This is a genomic window from Microvirga sp. BF8, assembly GCF_059888585.1.
On record NZ_CM187619.1, the window covers coordinates 4196051 to 4214537 of the forward strand.

Annotated in this window: 15 protein-coding genes; 7 read left to right on the plus strand and 8 right to left on the minus strand. The window is 66.8% G+C overall.

What is annotated here, in order from left to right; translation table 11 throughout:
- Nucleotides 1-28: 28 nt before the first annotated feature.
- From AC522E_RS19760 to AC522E_RS19780, 5 genes are all read right to left on the minus strand, one after another.
- Nucleotides 29-508 carry a GNAT family N-acetyltransferase gene (locus tag AC522E_RS19760; RefSeq protein WP_500747933.1) on the minus strand — a complete coding sequence of 160 codons (480 nt, stop codon included), beginning with the start codon at nucleotides 506-508 and terminating at the stop codon, nucleotides 29-31.
- Between the two features lie 76 nt (nucleotides 509-584).
- Entirely contained in the window at nucleotides 585-1781 is a 1197-nt protein-coding gene (locus tag AC522E_RS19765; protein WP_500747934.1) for a multidrug effflux MFS transporter, read from the minus strand.
- Nucleotides 1782-1887: 106 nt separating this feature from the next.
- Nucleotides 1888-3807: a potassium transporter Kup gene (locus AC522E_RS19770; protein WP_500747935.1), complete on the minus strand. Its 1920-nt coding sequence runs from the start codon at nucleotides 3805-3807 to the stop codon at nucleotides 1888-1890.
- 329 nt (nucleotides 3808-4136) lie between these two features.
- Complete coding sequence (locus tag AC522E_RS19775) at nucleotides 4137-4880, minus strand: M48 family metallopeptidase (protein ID WP_500747936.1); 744 nt, start codon at nucleotides 4878-4880, stop codon at nucleotides 4137-4139.
- Nucleotides 4881-5135: 255 nt separating this feature from the next.
- Complete coding sequence (locus AC522E_RS19780) at nucleotides 5136-6386, minus strand: polyhydroxyalkanoate depolymerase (protein ID WP_500747937.1); 1251 nt, start codon at nucleotides 6384-6386, stop codon at nucleotides 5136-5138.
- 240 nt (nucleotides 6387-6626) lie between these two features.
- Here AC522E_RS19780 and AC522E_RS19785 point away from each other — a divergent pair, with 240 nt between their 5' ends.
- Nucleotides 6627-7985, plus strand: a complete 1359-nt coding sequence (locus tag AC522E_RS19785) for an ActS/PrrB/RegB family redox-sensitive histidine kinase (RefSeq protein WP_500750774.1) — start codon at nucleotides 6627-6629, stop codon at nucleotides 7983-7985.
- Nucleotides 7986-8066: 81 nt separating this feature from the next.
- On the plus strand, nucleotides 8067-8624 hold the full coding sequence (locus AC522E_RS19790; RefSeq protein WP_500747938.1) for an ActR/PrrA/RegA family redox response regulator transcription factor: 558 nt from the start codon (nucleotides 8067-8069) through the stop codon (nucleotides 8622-8624).
- A gap of 26 nt (nucleotides 8625-8650) precedes the next feature.
- Here the strand turns inward: AC522E_RS19790 and AC522E_RS19795 are convergent, their stop codons facing one another.
- Nucleotides 8651-9148 (minus strand): MmcB family DNA repair protein, encoded by a 498-nt coding sequence (locus tag AC522E_RS19795; RefSeq protein ID WP_500747939.1) that lies wholly within the window; start codon nucleotides 9146-9148, stop codon nucleotides 8651-8653.
- A gap of 70 nt (nucleotides 9149-9218) precedes the next feature.
- Nucleotides 9219-9782 carry a tetratricopeptide repeat protein gene (locus AC522E_RS19800; RefSeq protein WP_500747940.1) on the minus strand — a complete coding sequence of 188 codons (564 nt, stop codon included), beginning with the start codon at nucleotides 9780-9782 and terminating at the stop codon, nucleotides 9219-9221.
- A 192-nt stretch (nucleotides 9783-9974) separates the two neighbouring features.
- On the opposite strand from AC522E_RS19800, the gene AC522E_RS19805 reads away from it, so the two are divergent.
- From AC522E_RS19805 to AC522E_RS19825, 5 genes are all read left to right on the plus strand, one after another.
- Nucleotides 9975-12500, plus strand: coding sequence for an ABC transporter ATP-binding protein (locus AC522E_RS19805; RefSeq protein ID WP_500747941.1), 2526 nt, complete (start codon nucleotides 9975-9977; stop codon nucleotides 12498-12500).
- An 84-nt stretch (nucleotides 12501-12584) separates the two neighbouring features.
- Complete coding sequence (locus AC522E_RS19810; protein WP_500747942.1) at nucleotides 12585-13487, plus strand: MBL fold metallo-hydrolase; 903 nt, start codon at nucleotides 12585-12587, stop codon at nucleotides 13485-13487.
- An 82-nt stretch (nucleotides 13488-13569) separates the two neighbouring features.
- The gene (locus AC522E_RS19815) at nucleotides 13570-14577 is read left to right on the plus strand and encodes an NAD-dependent epimerase/dehydratase family protein (RefSeq protein ID WP_500747943.1); all 1008 of its coding nucleotides are present in this window, start codon (nucleotides 13570-13572) and stop codon (nucleotides 14575-14577) included.
- Between the two features lies 1 nt (nucleotide 14578).
- Nucleotides 14579-15580 (plus strand): MraY family glycosyltransferase, encoded by a 1002-nt coding sequence (locus AC522E_RS19820; protein WP_500747944.1) that lies wholly within the window; start codon nucleotides 14579-14581, stop codon nucleotides 15578-15580.
- The gene (locus AC522E_RS19825; RefSeq protein WP_500747945.1) at nucleotides 15577-16512 is read left to right on the plus strand and encodes an NAD-dependent epimerase/dehydratase family protein; all 936 of its coding nucleotides are present in this window, start codon (nucleotides 15577-15579) and stop codon (nucleotides 16510-16512) included. The genes AC522E_RS19820 and AC522E_RS19825 overlap by 4 nt, the downstream gene beginning before the upstream one ends.
- Here the strand turns inward: AC522E_RS19825 and AC522E_RS19830 are convergent.
- Nucleotides 16451-18412 (minus strand): SDR family NAD(P)-dependent oxidoreductase, encoded by a 1962-nt coding sequence (locus AC522E_RS19830; protein ID WP_500747946.1) that lies wholly within the window; start codon nucleotides 18410-18412, stop codon nucleotides 16451-16453. The two genes, AC522E_RS19825 and AC522E_RS19830, sit on opposite strands and share 62 nt — an antisense overlap.
- Nucleotides 18413-18487 lie beyond the last annotated feature (75 nt).

Consider the following 18487-nt stretch of genomic DNA (forward strand, 5'->3'; position numbering starts at 1 on the left):
GCGGCGGTGGTTCCGCCTGCCTGTGCAGTCAGGCCCGCGGCTTCAGGAGCTTGGTCATGTAGACCCGCCTGAAGCCGTTCTCCTCGGCGCGGTGGGTTTCCACGAAGCCGAGGCGCGCATAGAGCGCGAGGTTCTCGGTCATCGCCTCGTTCGTGTAGAGGCGCAAGGCGTGGCAGCCGGTCTCCCGGGCGCGCTTCTCCGCGAAGGAGAGGAGCGCGCGTCCATAGCCGTGTCCCTGCGCCAGCGGATCGACGGCGACATTGTCGAGAAGCATCGCGGTTTCCTCCGGGATCAGCACCACGAGACCGCGAATGCCCTCGTCGTCGACAAGGACGTTGACGCAGCCGTCCGCGATGAGAGCGGCATAATCGTCAAGCATCGGTCCGGGCTTTCGTCCGATCCGCGGGACATAGGGAAGATAGGCCGCCTGCACGATGGCCTCGATGGCGGCGAGGTCCTCGGGACGGGCTCTGCGGATGAAGGTCATGCCCGATATTGCCTTTCTCAAGCCGTGCATCCTCCGGCGCGAAGGGCGGGCCGGGTTCCGCACCATGCACCGGAACGGTCCGGCCTCGGAAGGTCCGTCAGGCGGACCCGGCGCGACGGGCTTGTCCCGAGACCAGGAACACCATCAGCGCAAGCGTTCCGGTAGTGGCGATGGTGAGGGGCAGCGGCAGCGCGGACGCACCGAGATTTTGGCCCAGGACTGTGCCGAGGATGGCGGCGAAGGTCATCTGGCAGATGCCGAGCAGGGACGAGGCCGCGCCTGCGCGCCCCGGAAACGGCATCAGGGCCGAGGCCATGGATTGCGGCATGGTGAGGCCGACTCCCAGGGCATAGATCGCCATGGGACCAGTGATGCCCAGATAGGAGCCGACACCGGTTGCCACGAGAGCCAGCATGAGCAGGCCGCCCGCAGCAAGGCAGCCGACGCCGATCCGGATCGTCCCGTCGAGGCCAAGCGGGCCCACGAGGTGCTGCGCGAGGAACGTGCCGGTGATGTAGCCGATCACCATGAAGCCGAAGGAGAAGGCATAGGGAAGCTGTCCCAGGCCATAGATGCCCTGGAGCACGAAGGACGAGCCGGAAATGAACGCGAAGAGGCCGCCATAGGTCAGCATGGCGAGGCCCACATAGACCCGATAGCCGGGATGCTGCAGCAGGCTGCGGAACCCCATGAGGATGGCGGCGATGGAGACCGGTGCGTTCGATTTCTGCCGAATCGGCTCAGGCAGGCGCAGGGCCACCACGGCGGCCAGCACGCTGCCGCCGAGGATCGTCACGACGAAGTTCATGCGCCAGCCGCCGGCCTGGGAAACCAGGCCGCCCAGGACCGGCGCCAGGGCCGGGACGACTCCCATGATCGTGCCCATGCGCGACAATTCCCGACCGGCTCGTGCCCCCTCGTAGAAATCGCGCACGATGGCACGGGCCAGCACGATGGGGCCCGATGCGCCGAGCGCCTGCACGAAGCGGGCGAGGATCAGGGTCTCGATGGATGGGGCGACAGTGCAGACGAGGCTTGCGAGGGTGAAGAGCCCGAGGCCGAAGAGCAGCACCGGCTTGCGGCCGACCCGGTCGGAAACGGGACCGTAGAAGAACTGGCCGACCGCAAATCCCAGGAGAAAGGCGGAGAGGGTGAGCTGAGCCTGCCCCGTACTCGCCCCGAGTTCGGTTGCGATCGACGGCAGGGCCGGCAGGTACATGTCCGTCGAGAGTGGCCCCAGCGAGGTCAGCAGCGCAAGAAGGACCGTCAGGGCAAGGGTGTCGGGCTTGAGCATGGCGCCAGCGGAACGATGGAGGGAGACGTTGCCTAAGCCGAAACGGCGCGCCTGTCATCCGCCCAAAGAGGCCGACGCCGAAAGCCCGGGCGGCCGTTCCTCCCAGTCAGACCGTCACCTGCGTCCCGACCTCGACCACACGTCCCGTCGGGATGCGGAAGAAATCCGTCGCGTCGCTCGCCGACTTCGACAGGCTGATGAACAGCTTGTCCTGCCAAAGCGGCATCCCACCCTGGACCGAAGGCCGGATCGAACGCCGCGAAACGAAGAACGATGTCGCCATGATGTCGAACTTGAACCCTTGCTTGCGCAGAAGGGCGAGGCCGTGCGGAATGTCGGGCGTCTCCATGTAGCCGTAGGCCATGGTCGCCCGCCAGAATGAATCGCCGAGAGGAACCATCGTCACGCGTCCGTCGTCGGGCAGCCGCGGTGCATCTTCGATCCCGATGGTCAGGATGATGTTCTGGTCGTGCAGCACCTTGTTGTGCTTGAGGTTATGGAGAAGGGCGGGCGGCGCCGTGTCGGGATCGCCGGTCAGGAAAATGGCCGTTCCTCTCACCCGGTGGGGGTGGCTCTTGCCGAGCGTGCCGATGAGATCGAGCAGCGCCACGTCGTTCCGGCGGGTCTTTTCCGTCAGGATGCGCCTTCCACGCCGCCAGGTCATCATCACCAGGACGAGCCCGGCTCCGACGAGAAGAGGCATCCAGCCGCCCTGCGGTATCTTGAGCGCGTTGGCGGCAAGGAAGATCGTGTCGACGAGCAGGAAGGGCGCAATGACGGCGGCGGAGAGCCAGAACGGCCAGTTCCAGAAGCGCCAGATCACGAAGAAGGCCATGATGGCGGTGACAACCATGGTTCCGGTGACCGCCAGTCCATAGGCATGGGAGAGCGCGCTCGAACTCCTGAACGTGATCACCAGGAACAGAACCGCCACGAGGAGCAGCCAGTTCACGCGGGGAACGTAAATCTGGCCCTTTTCCTTTTCGGAGGTCCAGCGGATGTCCATGCGCGGCAGGAGGCCGAGTTGGATCGCCTGCTGGGTCAGGGAGAAGGCGCCGGTGATGACCGCCTGGCTTGCGATGATCGTCGCGATGGTCGCCATGCCGACCATCGGGAGCAGCGCCCAGCCGGGATAGAGCAGGAAGAAGGGGTTTTCGATCTTGGACGGATCCGCCAGGAGCAGCGCTCCCTGGCCGCAATAATTCAGAGCCAGGCAGGGCAGGACGAAGAAAAGCCACGCCAGCTGGATCGGCCGCCGGCCGAAATGGCCCATATCCGCATAGAGCGCCTCCGCTCCGGTCACCGCCAGGAACACCGCTCCCAGGGCGAACAGGCCGGCTGTGCCATGGCTCGCCAGAAAGCTGACGCCGTGGATCGGGCTGAGGGCGGCGAGGATATGCGGATCGTCGGCGATATGCCGAACGCCGCCGAGAGCGAGAAGAACGAACCACACCACCATGATCGGGCCGAACCAGGCTGCGACACGGGCTGTCCCATGGCTCTGGACAGCAAAAAGAATGAGGAGGATCGCCAGGGAGAGCGGCAGAACATAGTTCTCGAAGGCCGGGGTCGCGAGCGTCAGGCCCTCGACGGCGGACAGCACCGAGATCGCGGGCGTGATGATGGCGTCGCCATAGAACAGGGCAGCCCCGATCATGCCGAGGAAGGTGATGGTGAAGACATGATGTCCCATTGCGCGCTGCGCCAGAGCCATGAGCGTCAGCGTGCCGCCTTCGCCGTTGTTGTCGGCGCGCAGGATGAACAGCACGTACTTGATCGTGACGATCACGATGAGGGCCCACAGGATCAGCGACACGACCCCGAACACCATCTCGCGGGTCACGATGCCGCCTGCTGCCGCTGCGGAAAGAGATTCTTTCAGGGCATAGAGCGGGCTCGTTCCGATGTCGCCATAGACGACGCCGAGGGTCCCGAGCGTGAGGGTGAGGAAGCCGGAGCCATGGCCATCCCGGGTCCGGGAGGCCGGGTCGGATGGGATGATTGAGTCCTGCGCATATGCGGACATGGTGTGATCTGCCTGGAAAAGTCGAGCGATACGGAGCTCAGCCGCGTGCTATCGCGGGGAGCCCCCCTGGTCGCGGCTCCGCCGCTTCATTGGTCGTGAGGGATTGTGGACGTCCCGCGAGGGGCATCGCCAGCCTGACCTGTCAGGCACCCGGGTGCGCCCAGGATTTCCGGCCCGATGATGTCTTGGCCGCATCATGGCTGTCCAAGCGAACGGCTTCGAAGAACCGCGGGTCTGCCTGATGCAGCGTCCGTGACCCGTTGCCGTCGCGGCGTAGGAAGTTAGGCCTGTTGCACTGCAAAATCAATTTCGAAAGAGGATGAGGAGCCTCACCCGAAGCGGTGCAGGGCGCTGCCATACGCCTTGAGCCAGGCCTCGGCCTCCTCCGTGCGCGGGCAGAGATCGTGCGTCAGCTTCCAGAACCGGTGGGAATGGTTCAGTTCGCGCAAGTGCGCCACCTCGTGGGCGGCCAGATAGTCGAGCACGAAGGGCGGCGCCATGATCAGCCGCCAGGAGAAGTTCAGCGCGCCCGTCGCGGAGCAGGAGCCCCAGCGGCTCTTGGTGTCGCGAACGGTGATGCGCTTCGCCTTGACGCCGAGGGTGGCAGTGTGGCGCTTCACGGCCTCCGCGAAATCGCGCTTCGCCTCCGCTTCGAGGAAGTCCTGGACCCGCCGCGGCACATGCGGGCGCTCGCCGGAAACCGCCAGGATCGCGGTGCCGTCGCCGGTTCTGGCAGTCTGGGTTGTTCCCCTAATGTTCGACCAGTGAACGATCTTGTGAGGCACTCCGCGGACGGGCACCAGGGACCCGGGCTCGAAGAGCACGCGCGTGGGCACCCTGGCGAGGCGGGCCGCGATCCAGCCGCCATGGCTGTCGGCAAAACGCTGGGCCATTCCGAGGTCGGTCCGCTCGGGAATGGTCAGCACCACCTCCCCCGTCGCGTTGGAGACGCGCAGGGTGATCCGCTTGGCGGTCGGGCGGCGTTTCAAGGCCACCTTAAAGGCTTGGCCTTCATGGGAAACTTTGAGATGGGGAGGGTCCGCAGGGACGCGGCGGAACAGGGCGAATCTCATGTCCGCAATTTGCCCCGGCGGGGTATTTTTGTCAGCGCAGCCGTTTGCCGCTGCCTCGGCCAGACCAAAATCGCACAGAGACTCTTGACGTCCCAGCGACTCTCTCCACCACATCCAGAACAGCCCTGTCTCGGCCATCGGTTTCCGTCAGCTCGGCGACACTCTCACAGCGGGGCGCTTGAACGGATCGACCGCCGGGCCGACTGCCTCTGTCTCATCGGTACAGGATTTCAGTCTCGATGGCGATGTCATCGGTCAGGCCGCCGTGGCTACTTTCTGTTCATGCGACGCAATGAATTCGCAGATGCGCGGGGCAATCTCCGCACGGAAGCGGGAGCCATTGAAAACGCCGTAATGGCCAACGCCCTTCTGCAGGTGATAGAGTTTCCTGTCGGACGAGAGGTTGGGCGTCAGTTCCAGGGCGGCCTTGGTCTGGCCGATGCCCGAAATGTCGTCCCGCTCGCCTTCGATCGCCATGATGGCGCAACGGCGGATCGCCATCAGGTCGACGGGCCTGTCCCGGTGCATCATCTCGCCCTTCGGCAGCTCGTGCCGGACGAAGACCTTGTCGACGGTCTGCAGGTAGAACTCGGCCGTGAGATCCATGACGGCGAGATATTCGTCATAGAATTCCCGGTGCTTCTCGGCCGAATCGCCGTCGCCCTCGACGAGGTGGTCGAACATGTCCCAATGGGCGTTGACGTGCCGGTCGAAATTCATCGCCATGAAGCCGGACAGCTGCAGGAATCCGGGATAGACGCTGCGCCAGAAGCCGGGATGGGACGGCGGGACCCTGGTGATGCAGTGGCTCTCGAACCACTCGATGCCCCGCTCTTCCGCGAGCTGGTTGACGGCGGTCGGCGAACGGCGGGTATCGATGGGCCCGCCCATGAGGATCATGGAACGAGGCGTACAGGGATCCTTCTCGGCCTCCATCCGCGCGATGGCGGCGATCACCGGCACCGCCGGCTGGCACACGGCCATGACATGGAGATCCGGCCCGAAGGACCGGAACATCGCGATCAGGTAGTCGATATAGTCGTCGAGATCGAAGCTGCCTTCCGCCAGGGGGACCATGCGGGCATCCGCCCAGTCGGTGATCATCACCTGGTGGGTGGGCAGGAAGGTTTCGACCGTGCCGCGCAGGAGGGTCGCATAATGGCCCGACATGGGGGCCACGATCAGGAGCCTTGGCTGCGCCCTGGCGCCGGCGAAGTCCCGCTCGAACGAAATCACGTCGCAGAAGGGCCGCTCCCACACGACCCGCTCGGTGACCGCGACCTCCCTGCCGTTGATGGCGGTGGTGGCGAGGCCGAACGACGGCTTCCCATAGCGCCGCGTGGTGCGTTCGAACATCTCGCAGGCAGCGGAGACGGTGCGGCCGTAGGCCGTGTTCGCCAAAGGATTGTCCGGGTTCTCGAACAAGGATCTGGTGACATCCGAGGCCGCCCTGGCCGGACCGAGCAGCCAATGGGCGGTTTCATACCAATAATAGGAAAAGTTCATTAAAAAATCCCCATATGGCCGGGTGTCCCTTTTCTCCTCGAAACAAACGAGCCGGACTTATCCTCAACCATGACAATAAGATGAAAGTTCCTGTCCTTAAAAGCAAGGCTCCATAAGTCTGATGCGGAATCCTGGGATTATCGGCCCGTTCTTTCGAGGCAGGACCCGGAGCGATGAGAAATTTTGCGCACGCCATCTTTCTTGGCGCTTGCCGGGGCGGCCCTATCCTGTTGCCATATGATGATGGACATCGGACCGGCCCGCCTGACATACAACGCTCGGCAGCTGCGCCTGGACACGCTCGTGCGCCTGCGCTGGCTCGCCGTCGCCGGACAGATCGCGGCCGTCGCCGTCGTGCGGTTCGGTCTCGGGTTCAGCCTGCCCTTCGGTCTCTGCCTCGCGGTGATCGCCGCCTCCGCGGGCATCAACCTGGCGCTGCGCATCGAATATCCCGCCAGCCACCGGCTCGGCGATGATGCGGCGACGGGTCTCCTCGCCTTCGATACCCTGCAGCTGGCGGCGCTGCTCTATCTCACGGGAGGGCTGGAGAATCCCTTCGCGATCCTGTTCCTGGCCCCGGTTCTGATTTCGGCCACGGCCCTGACGCCGGAGCGGACCTTGGCCCTGGGCCTCCTGGCTGTGGGGCTCGCCACCCTCCTGACGCTGGCGCATCGTCCGCTGCCCTGGTTCCCCGGGCAGCCCTTCGCCCTGCCCTTCCTGTACGTGACCGGCATCTGGACGGCGATCCTGCTCGGCACGGTGTTCATCGGCATCTATGCGTGGCGGGTGGCCGAGGAGGCGCGCCAGCTCGGCCAGGCGCTGGCTGCGACGGAACTGGTGCTCGCCCGGGAGCAGCATTTGTCCCAGCTCGACGGCTTGGCCGCGGCGGCCGCCCACGAGCTCGGAACGCCGCTCGCCACCATCGCTCTCGTCGCCAAGGAGCTCGACCACGCCACGCCGCCGGACAGCCCCATTGCCGACGACCTCAAGCTCCTGCGCGAACAGGTCGAGCGCTGCCGAACCATCCTCACCAAGCTGACCTCCATGGGCCAGGAGGAGGGCGGGTTCCTGGAAACCATCTCCCTGCATCACCTGGTTGAGGAGATCGTCGAGCCACAGCGGGCGCTCGATCTCGACATCGAGGTTCTCTGCCACGGGGACGGGCCGGAGCCGATGGTCCGCCGCAATCCGGGGGTGGTCTACGGGCTCTCGAACATTCTCGACAACGCGGCGGATTTCGCGGCCGCCCGGGTGACCGTGGAGGCGACCTGGACGGCGCAGGATGTGACCCTCGAGATTCGCGACGACGGCCCGGGCTATGCCGCCGACATTCTGCTCCGGGTCGGCGAGCCCTATGTGACCACCCGCAGCGCCACCAAGCGCGTGGAAGGAGAGGAGGACGAGGGGGGATCGGGCCTGGGTCTCGGCCTGTTCATCGCCAAGACGCTGATCGAACGATCCGGCGCGCAGCTGACCCTCACGAACGCCCCGCCGCCCGATACCGGGGCCATCGCGCGGATCGTTTGGCCGCGTCATGCGTTTGAACAGGGTGCGGCAATTTCGCCGCAGGTGGAGGCAGGGAGAAGCCTAACCGAATAGGGGAACAATTCCCATATAGGGAAGCGAGCCGCACCGAGCTCGCTTTTCAAGGAGTCTTCTCGGATGCAAGGAGATGGTCTGATGGCCGACGCGCCCGTGGCGTTCGAAGATCGTGCCGACAAGAGCCTCTTGATCGTGGACGACGACCGTCCCTTCTCGACGCGCCTCGCCCGCGCCATGGAGAGCCGCGGCTATCAGGTCCGCGTGGCGGAGAGCGTGGCGGAAGGAATCGCCGCGATCGAAAGCGATGCGCCCGCTTTTGCCGTGATCGACATGCGTCTCGGCGACGGCAACGGCCTCGATGTGATCGAGCGCCTGAAGACCCGCCGCCCCGACGCCCGCGGCGTGATTCTCACCGGTTACGGCAATATCGCCACCGCGGTCACCGCCGTGAAGATGGGGGCCTTCGACTACCTCGCCAAGCCCGCCGACGCCGACGAGATCCACTCCGCCCTCATGGCCAGCCCCGGCGAACGGGCGAACCCGCCCGAAAACCCCATGTCCGCGGACCGGGTCCGGTGGGAGCATATCCAGCGGGTTTATGAACTCTGCGGTCGCAACGTGTCGGAAACAGCGCGGCGCCTCAACATGCACCGCCGGACATTGCAGCGCATCCTCGCCAAGCGCGCGCCGCGCTGAGGCGGCAGGCCATTTTGCGGAATGATCTAGAGCCGCCCGTCGTGGATCACGTCCGGATCGGCAAGGGCGTGTAGGGTCAATGCGGCCGCCCGTGCGAAGCGCAGGGTGACAGCCTTGCGGCGGGCGCCGGCAAGGGGGTGGCGCTGGGCCTCGCGCATGATGGCAGCGCCGAAGCTGTCGGCGATGATCAGGCCCCGATCCTCCGGCAGGATGGCCAGGGGCAGGGTTTCCGGCACGGCAAAATAGAACCGGTCGCAGAAATCCTCGTAATCCAGCCATTTCCGATCGGCCCGGAAATCCGCTGCGCTCGACTTGATCTCGATGATGGTCAGCGCCCCGTCGGGCGCCAGGGCCATGATGTCGGCGCGGCGGCCGTTGGCGAGGCTGAACTCCGGAATTGTCACGTGGCCGAGCTGGGCGAAGAGCCGGCGCACGCCCCGCTGCACGCCTGCGGCGACGGGCGACTGGCGGCCATCAGGGGGAAGGACGGGTGGGACGAGAATACGGGCGGACGAATCGGACATGGTTCCAGCCTACTCGCGGGCGCACGGCCCGCAACGTCACGTTTGTCGCGCCGACGGCCGGCGATGGAACTCAGTGGAGCATCAGATTGTCCGGCGCGAGGTCCTCGAGCATCTCCCGCAGGTCCTTCAGATGCGGGTTGATCGACAGGGCGATCTGAAAGGCCGCCCTCGCCTCGTTGAGGTAGCCGTGGCGAAGGCAGATCTGGCCAAATCCGGAAATGGCGCCGAAATGGCGCGGCTCGAGCTCGAGGGTCCGGGCGATATCGCGCAGGCTGTCGGCATCCCGCTTCTCGATGACATTCAACGTGGCGCGCTTGTTCCAGGCCTCCGCCCAGTCGGGATGGCGGGAGACGAGATGGTCGAGCAGGGGCCGCGCCTGCTTCAGGGCGCCGGAGGCCAGCGCCTCGATCGCGGCTCCCATCGCTTCCTCCGCCTTCTCGTCCTCGTGCGAGGCCCAGATCGCCCAGATCATGTCCTCGATATCCTCGGGCGGCCTTTCGCATTCGCTCCGGGCCAGTTCCCGAAACAGTCCATCGAGATCGCGGGGCATGCCGGGGGACGGGCTGCGGGACGGCAGGTCCAGGATCAGCCCGAACAGGGAATCGACCGGCAGGGAGGCGGTGGGGGGTCTCATGAAGGCTGTCGATGAGTCTTTCAGCTGCGGAATCCGGTGAGACCTGACACATAGGGAAAAAGCTCTTGGCGACGAGGGGCGCGGCCTACTTTCTCGCCTCCCTGACTTTCCATCGCCGATGTGGCCGAGCCCTCTGGCCCTCGCGGTCCGGCTTGGCTAACGTCGTGGCAGAGACCGAGCCCTGGAGCTGACATGGAGCGCGATCCGCTTCGCCTTGCCTGGAAGACCAATCGTATCCGCCACCTGCTGGGCTTTCTCCTCCTCGCCGTTGCCGGAAGCCTCCTCGTGCTCGGCTTCGACCTTGTCCGCGCGGTTGTCGACCTGGCCGTCGGGGCGGCGAGCCCTGCGGCCCCGTTCCTTCCTCTCTCCGTCAGCCTGCCGGAGGCGGTCGGCCGGGAAGCAATCGTGCTCTTTCCGGGCTTCATGCTGAGTCCGGATATCCATATCCAGGCTGCCATCACCGCCCTGGCGCTTACCCCCATCCTGATCGCCCTCGTTCTGACGCTTCTCAACTGGGTGACGGTCGGCATCCGCGCCCAGACCCTGGCGCGGATCCTGTCGCGCGTGCTCGACACGGTCCTCAAGGCGTCCCCCGCGGCGGGGGCCGACCTGGCGGAGACCGCGGAACTCGCCAGCGAGACCCTGTCCCGCGAAAGCGGAATTCTCGGCTCGGCCCTGATCTCCTCCGTGCGCCAAGGGGGCATGATCGGCCTGTGCTTCGCCTATGTCCTGGTCACGGACTGGCGATTGGGCCTGACGCTGGCGGTGATGCTCGGCCTCGGCGGCATTCTCAACGCCCGGCGGATCGTCCTGCGGCTCGACACGGCCAAGGCCCGCCGCCGGGAGGGCGAGGGCATCGAGGCCGCATGGAACGATCTCGTCCATCGCCTGCCCGCCCTGCGCGCGCACGGCACCGCCACCTTCGAGCAGGAGCGGATCGGCAGGAGCCTGGCGCAGCGCCACCACCCGGTCGTCACCCGGGAGCGGCGTCTCGCGCTGGCGGATTCCTTCGCCGCGGCGATCCTGCTGCTGGCACCCCTCGCCGTCCTCGCCGTCGGGACATGGCTCGCGCCCGAGCGATCCCTGACGGCCGGCGCTCTCGCGGCCGGCGCCCTGGCTGCATCCCTTGCCGCATTCGGGATCCGCGAACTCGTCCAGTGGCAGCAGCTCGTGGACCAGACGCGGCGGCTGTTGTCCGAGCTGGCCCAGAGATTGTCGAGCCTCCAGACCCGGGACCGGCTGCCCGCCACGACGCCCCTGCCGCAGAACGGCGCGCTGGTGGCGCACGGCGTCTCGGCCTACGACCCGGCCAGCGGCGCCCGTGTCGCGGGGGTCGATCTGCACATCTCCTTTCCCTCCCACATCGCCCTGGTCGGCGACGGCGATGCCGGACCTCGGGTCCTGGCAGCCCTGATCGGCGGCCAGCTTTCGCCCTCGACGGGGCGCCTGACCTATGGCGGCGTCGACCTGAGCACTGCCGATCCGGTCTCGCGGGCGCATCGCATCGCGCTCGCAGGAGAGACGGTGTTGATCCCAGGATCGATGCGGGACAACCTGGTCTATGGGGCGACGGCACCCGCCGCGGAGCTGGACAGGCGTCTCGCCGATGCGATCGTCACCGCGGGGCTCGACCGGCTGGTCCATGCACGGGGTCTGTCCGGCACGGTGGACCCCAAGCACGAGCCGCAGATCGCCGCGACCCTGGTGGAAACCCGCCGGGACGTCCAGAAGGCCCTGGCGCAGGAGGGGCTCGACCGGCTCGTCGACCCGTTCCATGCCGAGCGCTACAACCGCTACGCGACCATCGGCGAGAACCTCCTGTTCGGCAAGGCGATCGGCGACACCTTCCGGGAGGACCGCCTGGCCGGCCATCCTTTCGTGCGGGCGATCCTGGAGGCCGAGGACCTGACCAAGCCCCTCGCCCGGATCGGCCTGTCGATCGCCACGAGCATGATCGAGATCTTCGCCGATATCCCGGACGGGCATCCCCTGTTCGAGCGCTTCTCGTTCTTCTCGGCGGCGGACCGGACCTATTTCGAGGATCTGGTGGCGCGCCGGAAGGAAAACCGCCGCGGAATCCAGACGGGGCGCGATCAGGAACGCCTGATCGGCCTCGCCCTCCTCTACAATGAAAGCCGCCACCGCCTCGGCCTTCTCGACGAAGGCATGGAGACCCGGATCGTGGCCGCCCGCGGCGATTTCACCCGCATGCTGCCGGTCAGCCTGCAGCCCGCCATCGAGTTCTACGACGAGAACCGCCTCTGCACCGCGGCGAGCGTTCAGGACAACCTGCTATTCGGCCGCATTGCCGCCGATCAGGCAGGGGCCGGACAGGCCGTGCAAAACGTGATCCGGCGCGTCCTGACGGACCGCGGCCTGGATGCCGACGTATCCCGCATCGGCCTGGCCATGCCTATCGATCCGCAGGGCGGCGACCTCACCTCCAGCGAGATCGCGGCCATCGACGTGGTCCGATGCCTGGTCCGCCGGCCCGACATCCTGGTGATCCAGCGCGCCCTCGACGGGCTGCCGGGACCGGCGGCCGACAAGCTGGTGTCCGATCTGCGCCGCACCATGATCGGGCGGGGCCTCGTCCTCGTCACCCCGGAAATCACCCCCGCCATGGATCACCCGCCCTTCGATTCGGTTATCCGTTTCGAGAGAGGCGAGCCCGTTGCGGATACCCGCAGGAACCAGCCGGAGGCGATATCGGCATGACGATCACGGCACGAGCGATCGGACCCACCCGCCCGTGTGCGCTAGCGCACATGCGTGACCCCGAACATCAGCGATTGTCTTGACATGGTCAGGCGCGCGGAACCCTCCGATCCGCTCCAGGTCCGCTTCTGGGGCACTCGCGGCTCGATCTGTGCGTCGGGTCCGGGCTTCGTGGAATTCGGCAGCCACACGGCCTGCGTCGAGGTCCGGTGCGGCGACCGGCTGTTCGTGGTCGACGCAGGCAGCGGCCTTTCCGCCCTGGGGGCCGAGCTCGGCGCCTCGGCGCCCGGCGAGATCGATCTGCTCTTCAGCCATCTGCATCTCGACCATGTCTGCGGCCTCCCCTTCTTCAAGCCCGCTCTTCTGAGCAGCCACCGGGTCATCCGCACCCATTGCGGCAATCTCGACGGGCAGAGCGCCCGGGACGCCCTCGAGCGCCTGTATGCCCCGCCGCTCTTCCCGATCCATCTCGACCAGCTGCCGGCGACTTTCGAGCATTACGGCTTCAAGGCGGGCGAGACTCTGACCTTCCCGGACGGCGCCACGGTTGCGACCCATTGCCTGAACCATCCCGGCGGCGCGACCGGTTATCGCTTCCACCACGGCGGCCGCAGCGTGTGCTACATCAGCGATCTCGAGCACAGCGATCCCTGGCCCGATCCCGGCCTGACCGATTTCATCCGCGATGCCGACCTCGTCATCTATGACGGCATGTTCTCGGACGCCGAATATTGCCACTGCAAGGGCTGGGGCCACTCCACCTGGCAGAAGGGCGTCGTCCTCGCGCAGGCGGCCAATGTGAAGACCCTCGCGATCTTCCATCTCTATCCCGGCCATGACGATGCGTTCCTCAAGGCCGCCGAAGCCGAGATGCAGAAAGCCATGCCCTCCTCCTTCGTCGCCCGCGAGCGCCAATCCGTCTCCCTGGCTCCGCTGAGCGAAGCGGTTGCGGAACAGGCAAAGCCCGCTAAGGTGCCCGCCGTCTGAAGCAGGATGCATCGCGGCGGTCCCTCCGCCTCGATTCCCTTCTCCATGACGAGAATCGATCACGGAGCGGTCTCGGAATCTCATGTCGGCACCCATTCTTGTAACCGGCGCCGCCGGTTTCATCGGCTTTCATGTGGCCCAGCGGCTCCTGAGGGATGGCCGCCACGTGGTCGGCGTCGACAGCTTCACGCCCTATTACGACGTGAGCCTGAAGGAGGCCCGCTTTGCGAACCTGACGCCGCACAACGCCTTCGTCCCCGAGCGGATCGATCTCGCCGATCCCCAGGCGACGAAGGACCTGTTCCAGCGCCATCGCTTCGAGCACGTGGTCCATCTCGCCGCGCAACCCGGCGTGCGCTTCGTGGACGTCATGCCCTATGCGAGCTCGAACCTCGTCGCCTTCGTCAACATGCTGGAAGCCTGCCGCCATGCTCAGGTGAAGCACCTGGTCTATGCCTCCTCGAGTTCCGTCTACGGGGCAAACCGCAAGCTGCCGTTTTCCGAGCACGATGCGGCGGACCACCCGATCAGCGTCTATGCCGCGACCAAGAAGGCGAACGAGATGCTGGCGCATTCCTACGCCCATCTCTTCGGGCTGCCGGCCACGGGTCTGCGCTTCTTCACGGTCTACGGCCCCTGGGGCCGTCCGGACATGGCGGTCTACACCTTCACCCGGGCCATCGCCGAGGGCCGCGAAATCCAGGTCGCCAATGCGGGCAGGGTCTGGCGCGACTTCACCTACGTGGACGACATCGTCGAAGGCATCGTGCGCCTCGTGGACAGGGCCGCGCACGCAGACCCGGCCTGGAACGCGAAAGCGCCCGATCCGGCGACGAGCGATGCACCGCACCGGGTCTACAATATCGGCAACGACAGCCCGGAGGAGGTGAACCGGCTCATCGCGATCATCGAGGAGGCGCTGGGCCGCAAGGCGATCCGCGTCGACAAGCCCCTGCCCCCGGGCGACGTGCTGGAAACCCGCGCCGACGTGTCGGACCTGCGCCGCGACGTGGGCTTCGCGCCGTCGACCTCCCTCGAAGAGGGCGTGCGGCGGTTCGTGGCCTGGTATCGCGACTATCACGGCGCCTGACATGCCGCTCATTCTCGCTCTTGCCGCATCGGCGCTCCTTTCGGCCCTGCTCATCGTCGCGCTCAAGCCCCTGCTCGTGCGCTATGCCCTGGCGCGGCCGAATGCGCGCTCGAGTCACAAGGTGCCGACACCGCAGGGAGGAGGGATCGCGATCCTCGCCGCGACGGTCTCCGTCGCGGCCGCTCTTCTCGTATGGACCGATGTGCCGCTCCGCGACTTCGCGCTCGTGACCGGGGCTTCGGTCGTGCTCGGTTTCGTCGGAGCCATCGACGATATCCGTCCGCTGCCGCCGGCACCGCGCCTTCTGCTGCAGGTGCTCGCGGTGGCCGCCGTCGTCCTCGCCGCCGATTTCAGGATTTTCCCCGAGGCTGTTCCCCCGAGCCTCGAACGCGCCTTTCTCGTCCTCGGCGGTGTCTGGTTCGTGAACCTCGTCAACTTCATGGACGGTCTCGACTGGATCACCGTCGCCGAGATGGTGCCTGTCACGGGCTTCATCGCACTCGCCGGCATGTCCGGAGGGCTGCCGGCGCCGACCGTCCTCGTCGCGGCCGCCCTGTGCGGTGCCCTTCTCGGCTTCGCCCCCTTCAACAAGCCCGTGGCACGCCTTTTCCTTGGCGATGTCGGGTCGCTTCCCATCGGCCTTCTGGTCGGTTGGCTCCTCCTGAACCTCGCCGGAACCGGCGCCCTCGCAGCAGCCCTGCTGCTGCCCCTGTACTATCTCATGGACGCCACCATCACCCTGCTCCGGCGCCTCGCGCGGGGCGAAAAGGTCTGGGAGGCCCATCGCAGCCACTTCTACCAGAAGGCCATCGACAACGGCTTCTCGGCGCTGTCCGTGAGCGCCCATGTGTTCGGGCTCAACATCGCCCTCGCGGCCCTCGCGGCCATGACGATGCTGTGGCCCTCGACGCTCGGACAGCTTGCCGGCGTCATCGTGGGCATCGCCCTTGTCGCAGGGCTGCTCAACCGATTTGCAAGACCGCGTCCGGAGCCTGTCCGATGAGCGCACCCCTGATCGCCCTGACCGGCGCCACCGGCTTCATCGGGCGCCACCTCCTCACCGAGCTGCCGCGGCGCGGCTACCACGTCCGCGTGCTGCTGCGCCGCCCGTCCGAAGTGTCGCCCGGCGCCACGAGCGCGGTCATCGGCGACATCGCGCAGCCCTTCAACATGGCGGCGGCCCTCCGGGGCGTCGATGCGGTGATTCATTCCGCGGGGTTGGCCCATGCCATGTCCGGCATGCCGGAGGACGATTACCGCGCGATCAATACGCAGGCGACGATCGGCCTAGCCCAGGCGGCCGAACGCTCGGGCGTGAAGCGCTTCGTCTTCCTCTCCTCCATCCGCGCCCAGAGCGGCCCCACCGCCGAAGGCATCCTGACCGAGGACATGCCCCCGCTGCCGACCGATGCCTATGGCCGCTCCAAGCTCGAAGCCGAGCAGGGCCTCGCAGCGCTCGGGCTCGACTGGGCGGCCCTGCGTCCGGTTCTCGTCTACGGGCCCGGCGTGAAAGGCAACATGGCGTCCCTGCTCGCCCTTGCCCGGTCGCCCTGGCCCCTGCCGCTGGGGGGCCTGACGGCGCGGCGCTCGCTCCTCTCCCTGGACAATCTGACCGCCGCGGTGGATGCGGTCCTGAAGGCGCCGGCCCCCCTCAGGCGGCCTTTCATCGTCGCCGATCCGGAGGCCGTGACGGTGCCCGAGATCGTGACGGCCTTGCGATCCGGCCTGGGGCGCGGGCCGGGGCTGATGCCCGTGCCGGTCGCGCTCCTGAAGGCAGCGGCTCACCTCGCCCGACGCGGCGAGGCCTATGAGAGGCTTGCCGGCTCGCTGGTTGCCAGCCCGGCGGCGCTGAAGGCGCTCGGCTGGGAGCCGGTCATTGCGACGCGAGACGGGCTGGCGCAGCTGGCTGCGGCGGCGCCTTCGCCCGGCGGGTGAATTCCGGAATCGCCTCCTCGAAGACGTCTTCGGCCGCCGCGCGGTCTCCCGTCTCGACGGCCCTCGCCAGCCGTTCGAGCCACAGGGCGAGCCGGGCGCGGTCGGCGAAGATCGGACGGGCCGCCATGACGCCGTCGATGCCGATCTCGGCGCGGGGCTCCTCCCGGGCGAAGAGGATTTCATGGAGCCGCTCACCGGGCCGCGTGCCGGTGACGGAAATCTCGATCTCCTCTCCGGGCTCGAAGCCGGCGAGGCGGATCATGCGCTCCGCCAGTTCGTAGATGCGGACCGGCTGGCCCATCTTCAGGACGTAGATCGAGGTGCGCTCGTCGGCATTGGCGCTGTCCGTCAGCCTTCGCCCCTCCGCATCCGCATGCGAGGCGGACGTGAGGACGAGATCGGCCGCCTCGCGGGTGGTCATGAAATAGCGCACCATGTCCGGATGGGTGACGGTGACGGGACCGCCGCGGGCGATCTGCGCCTTGAACTTCGGCACCACGGAACCCACCGAGCCCAGCACGTTGCCGAAGCGGACCGCGATCAGCCGCGTGGCGCGGTCGCGATCCATGAACTCCGCGTCGAGCGCCTGCCCGTACATCTCGGCGAAGCGCTTGGTGACGCCGAGCATCGAGACCGGGTCGATGGCCTTGTCGGTGGAGATGATGACGATGGCGCGGGTCCCCGCCTCCACGGCCGCGTCGGCCACGTTCACCGAACCGAACACGTTGGTCTTGATGCCCTCGGTCCAGTTCTTCTCGAGATAGGGCACATGCTTGAGCGCGGCGGCATGGAAGACGACGTCCGGCTGGAACTCGCTCATGATCTCGCGGATGCGCTCGCGGTCGCGCACATCGGCCAGGACGCCGTCCACATCCGTGTCGCTGGACAGGATCGTGGGATTCTCGAGGATGCCGTGCAGGGATGGTTCCGAGCTCTCGACGATGAGGAGATGGCTCGCGCCGAAGGCCACGACCCGGGTGCAGATCTCGGACCCGATCGAGCCGCCGCCGCCGGTCACGAGGACGCGCTTGCCGCGGATGAAATTCTCCAGTCGGTTGCGGTCGATCTGCACGGTGGGCCGCAGGAGAAGGTCTTCGATCTCGAGGGGGGCGAGCTCCGCATCGCGCATGCCTTCGCCCAGGCTCGTCACGCGCACCAGGGGCAGGCCGAGGCGGCGGGCGCGGGCGATGAGCATGTCGGGATGCGCTTCCGGCGCCAGCGCGCTCGGTGTCGCGACGAGGCGGCGGATGGGAACGCCGCGCTCCTGGAACTCCTGGATCACCCGGTCGAGATCGGCGAAGGTGCCGAGCACAGGCACGCCACGGATCGACTGGCCGAGTTCGTCGGACCGGTACGACAGGACGCCTTTCGGCTGCAGCTTCTTGACCGCGCCGGATTCGATGGCGCGCAGCACCACCTCGGTATCGCTGCTGCGGCCGAGCAGCAGCGTCGGCGTGTTGGCGTCGCGCTCGATGGTGTTGCGGGAGCGGGCGTATTTCACATAGCGGAACGCGAGGCGCGGGCCGCCCAGCAGGAACATCTGGATCAGCCAGTAGAGGGCGATGGTGATCTTGCCGAAGAAGAAGGCCCCGAAGAACTGCGGCGAGACCAGCACATAGTCGATGACGAGGAGCGTCAGCGCCAGGACGGTCGAGGCCCGGAAGATATTGAACAGGTCGGGCAGGGAGGCGAACCGCCACTTGGACCGGTAGAGCTGGAAGAACCAGTAGACCACGCCGGCGAAGGCCACGAAGGGCGGCAGGAACAGGGGCAGACGGACCAGGCGCTCGTCGAGAAGATAGCCTTCGAAGCGCACGAAGAACGTCGCCAGGACGGCGATAGCCGTCATCGCGAGATCATGCACGACGATAAGGGTTTTCTTGAAGTCCTGGCTGGTCATGGGCCCCCGTCACATTGTGGAAGGCGGTATCCGCCGAGGCCGGAGCTTTGTCAATGTGAGGGCGGGCCCGCCCGC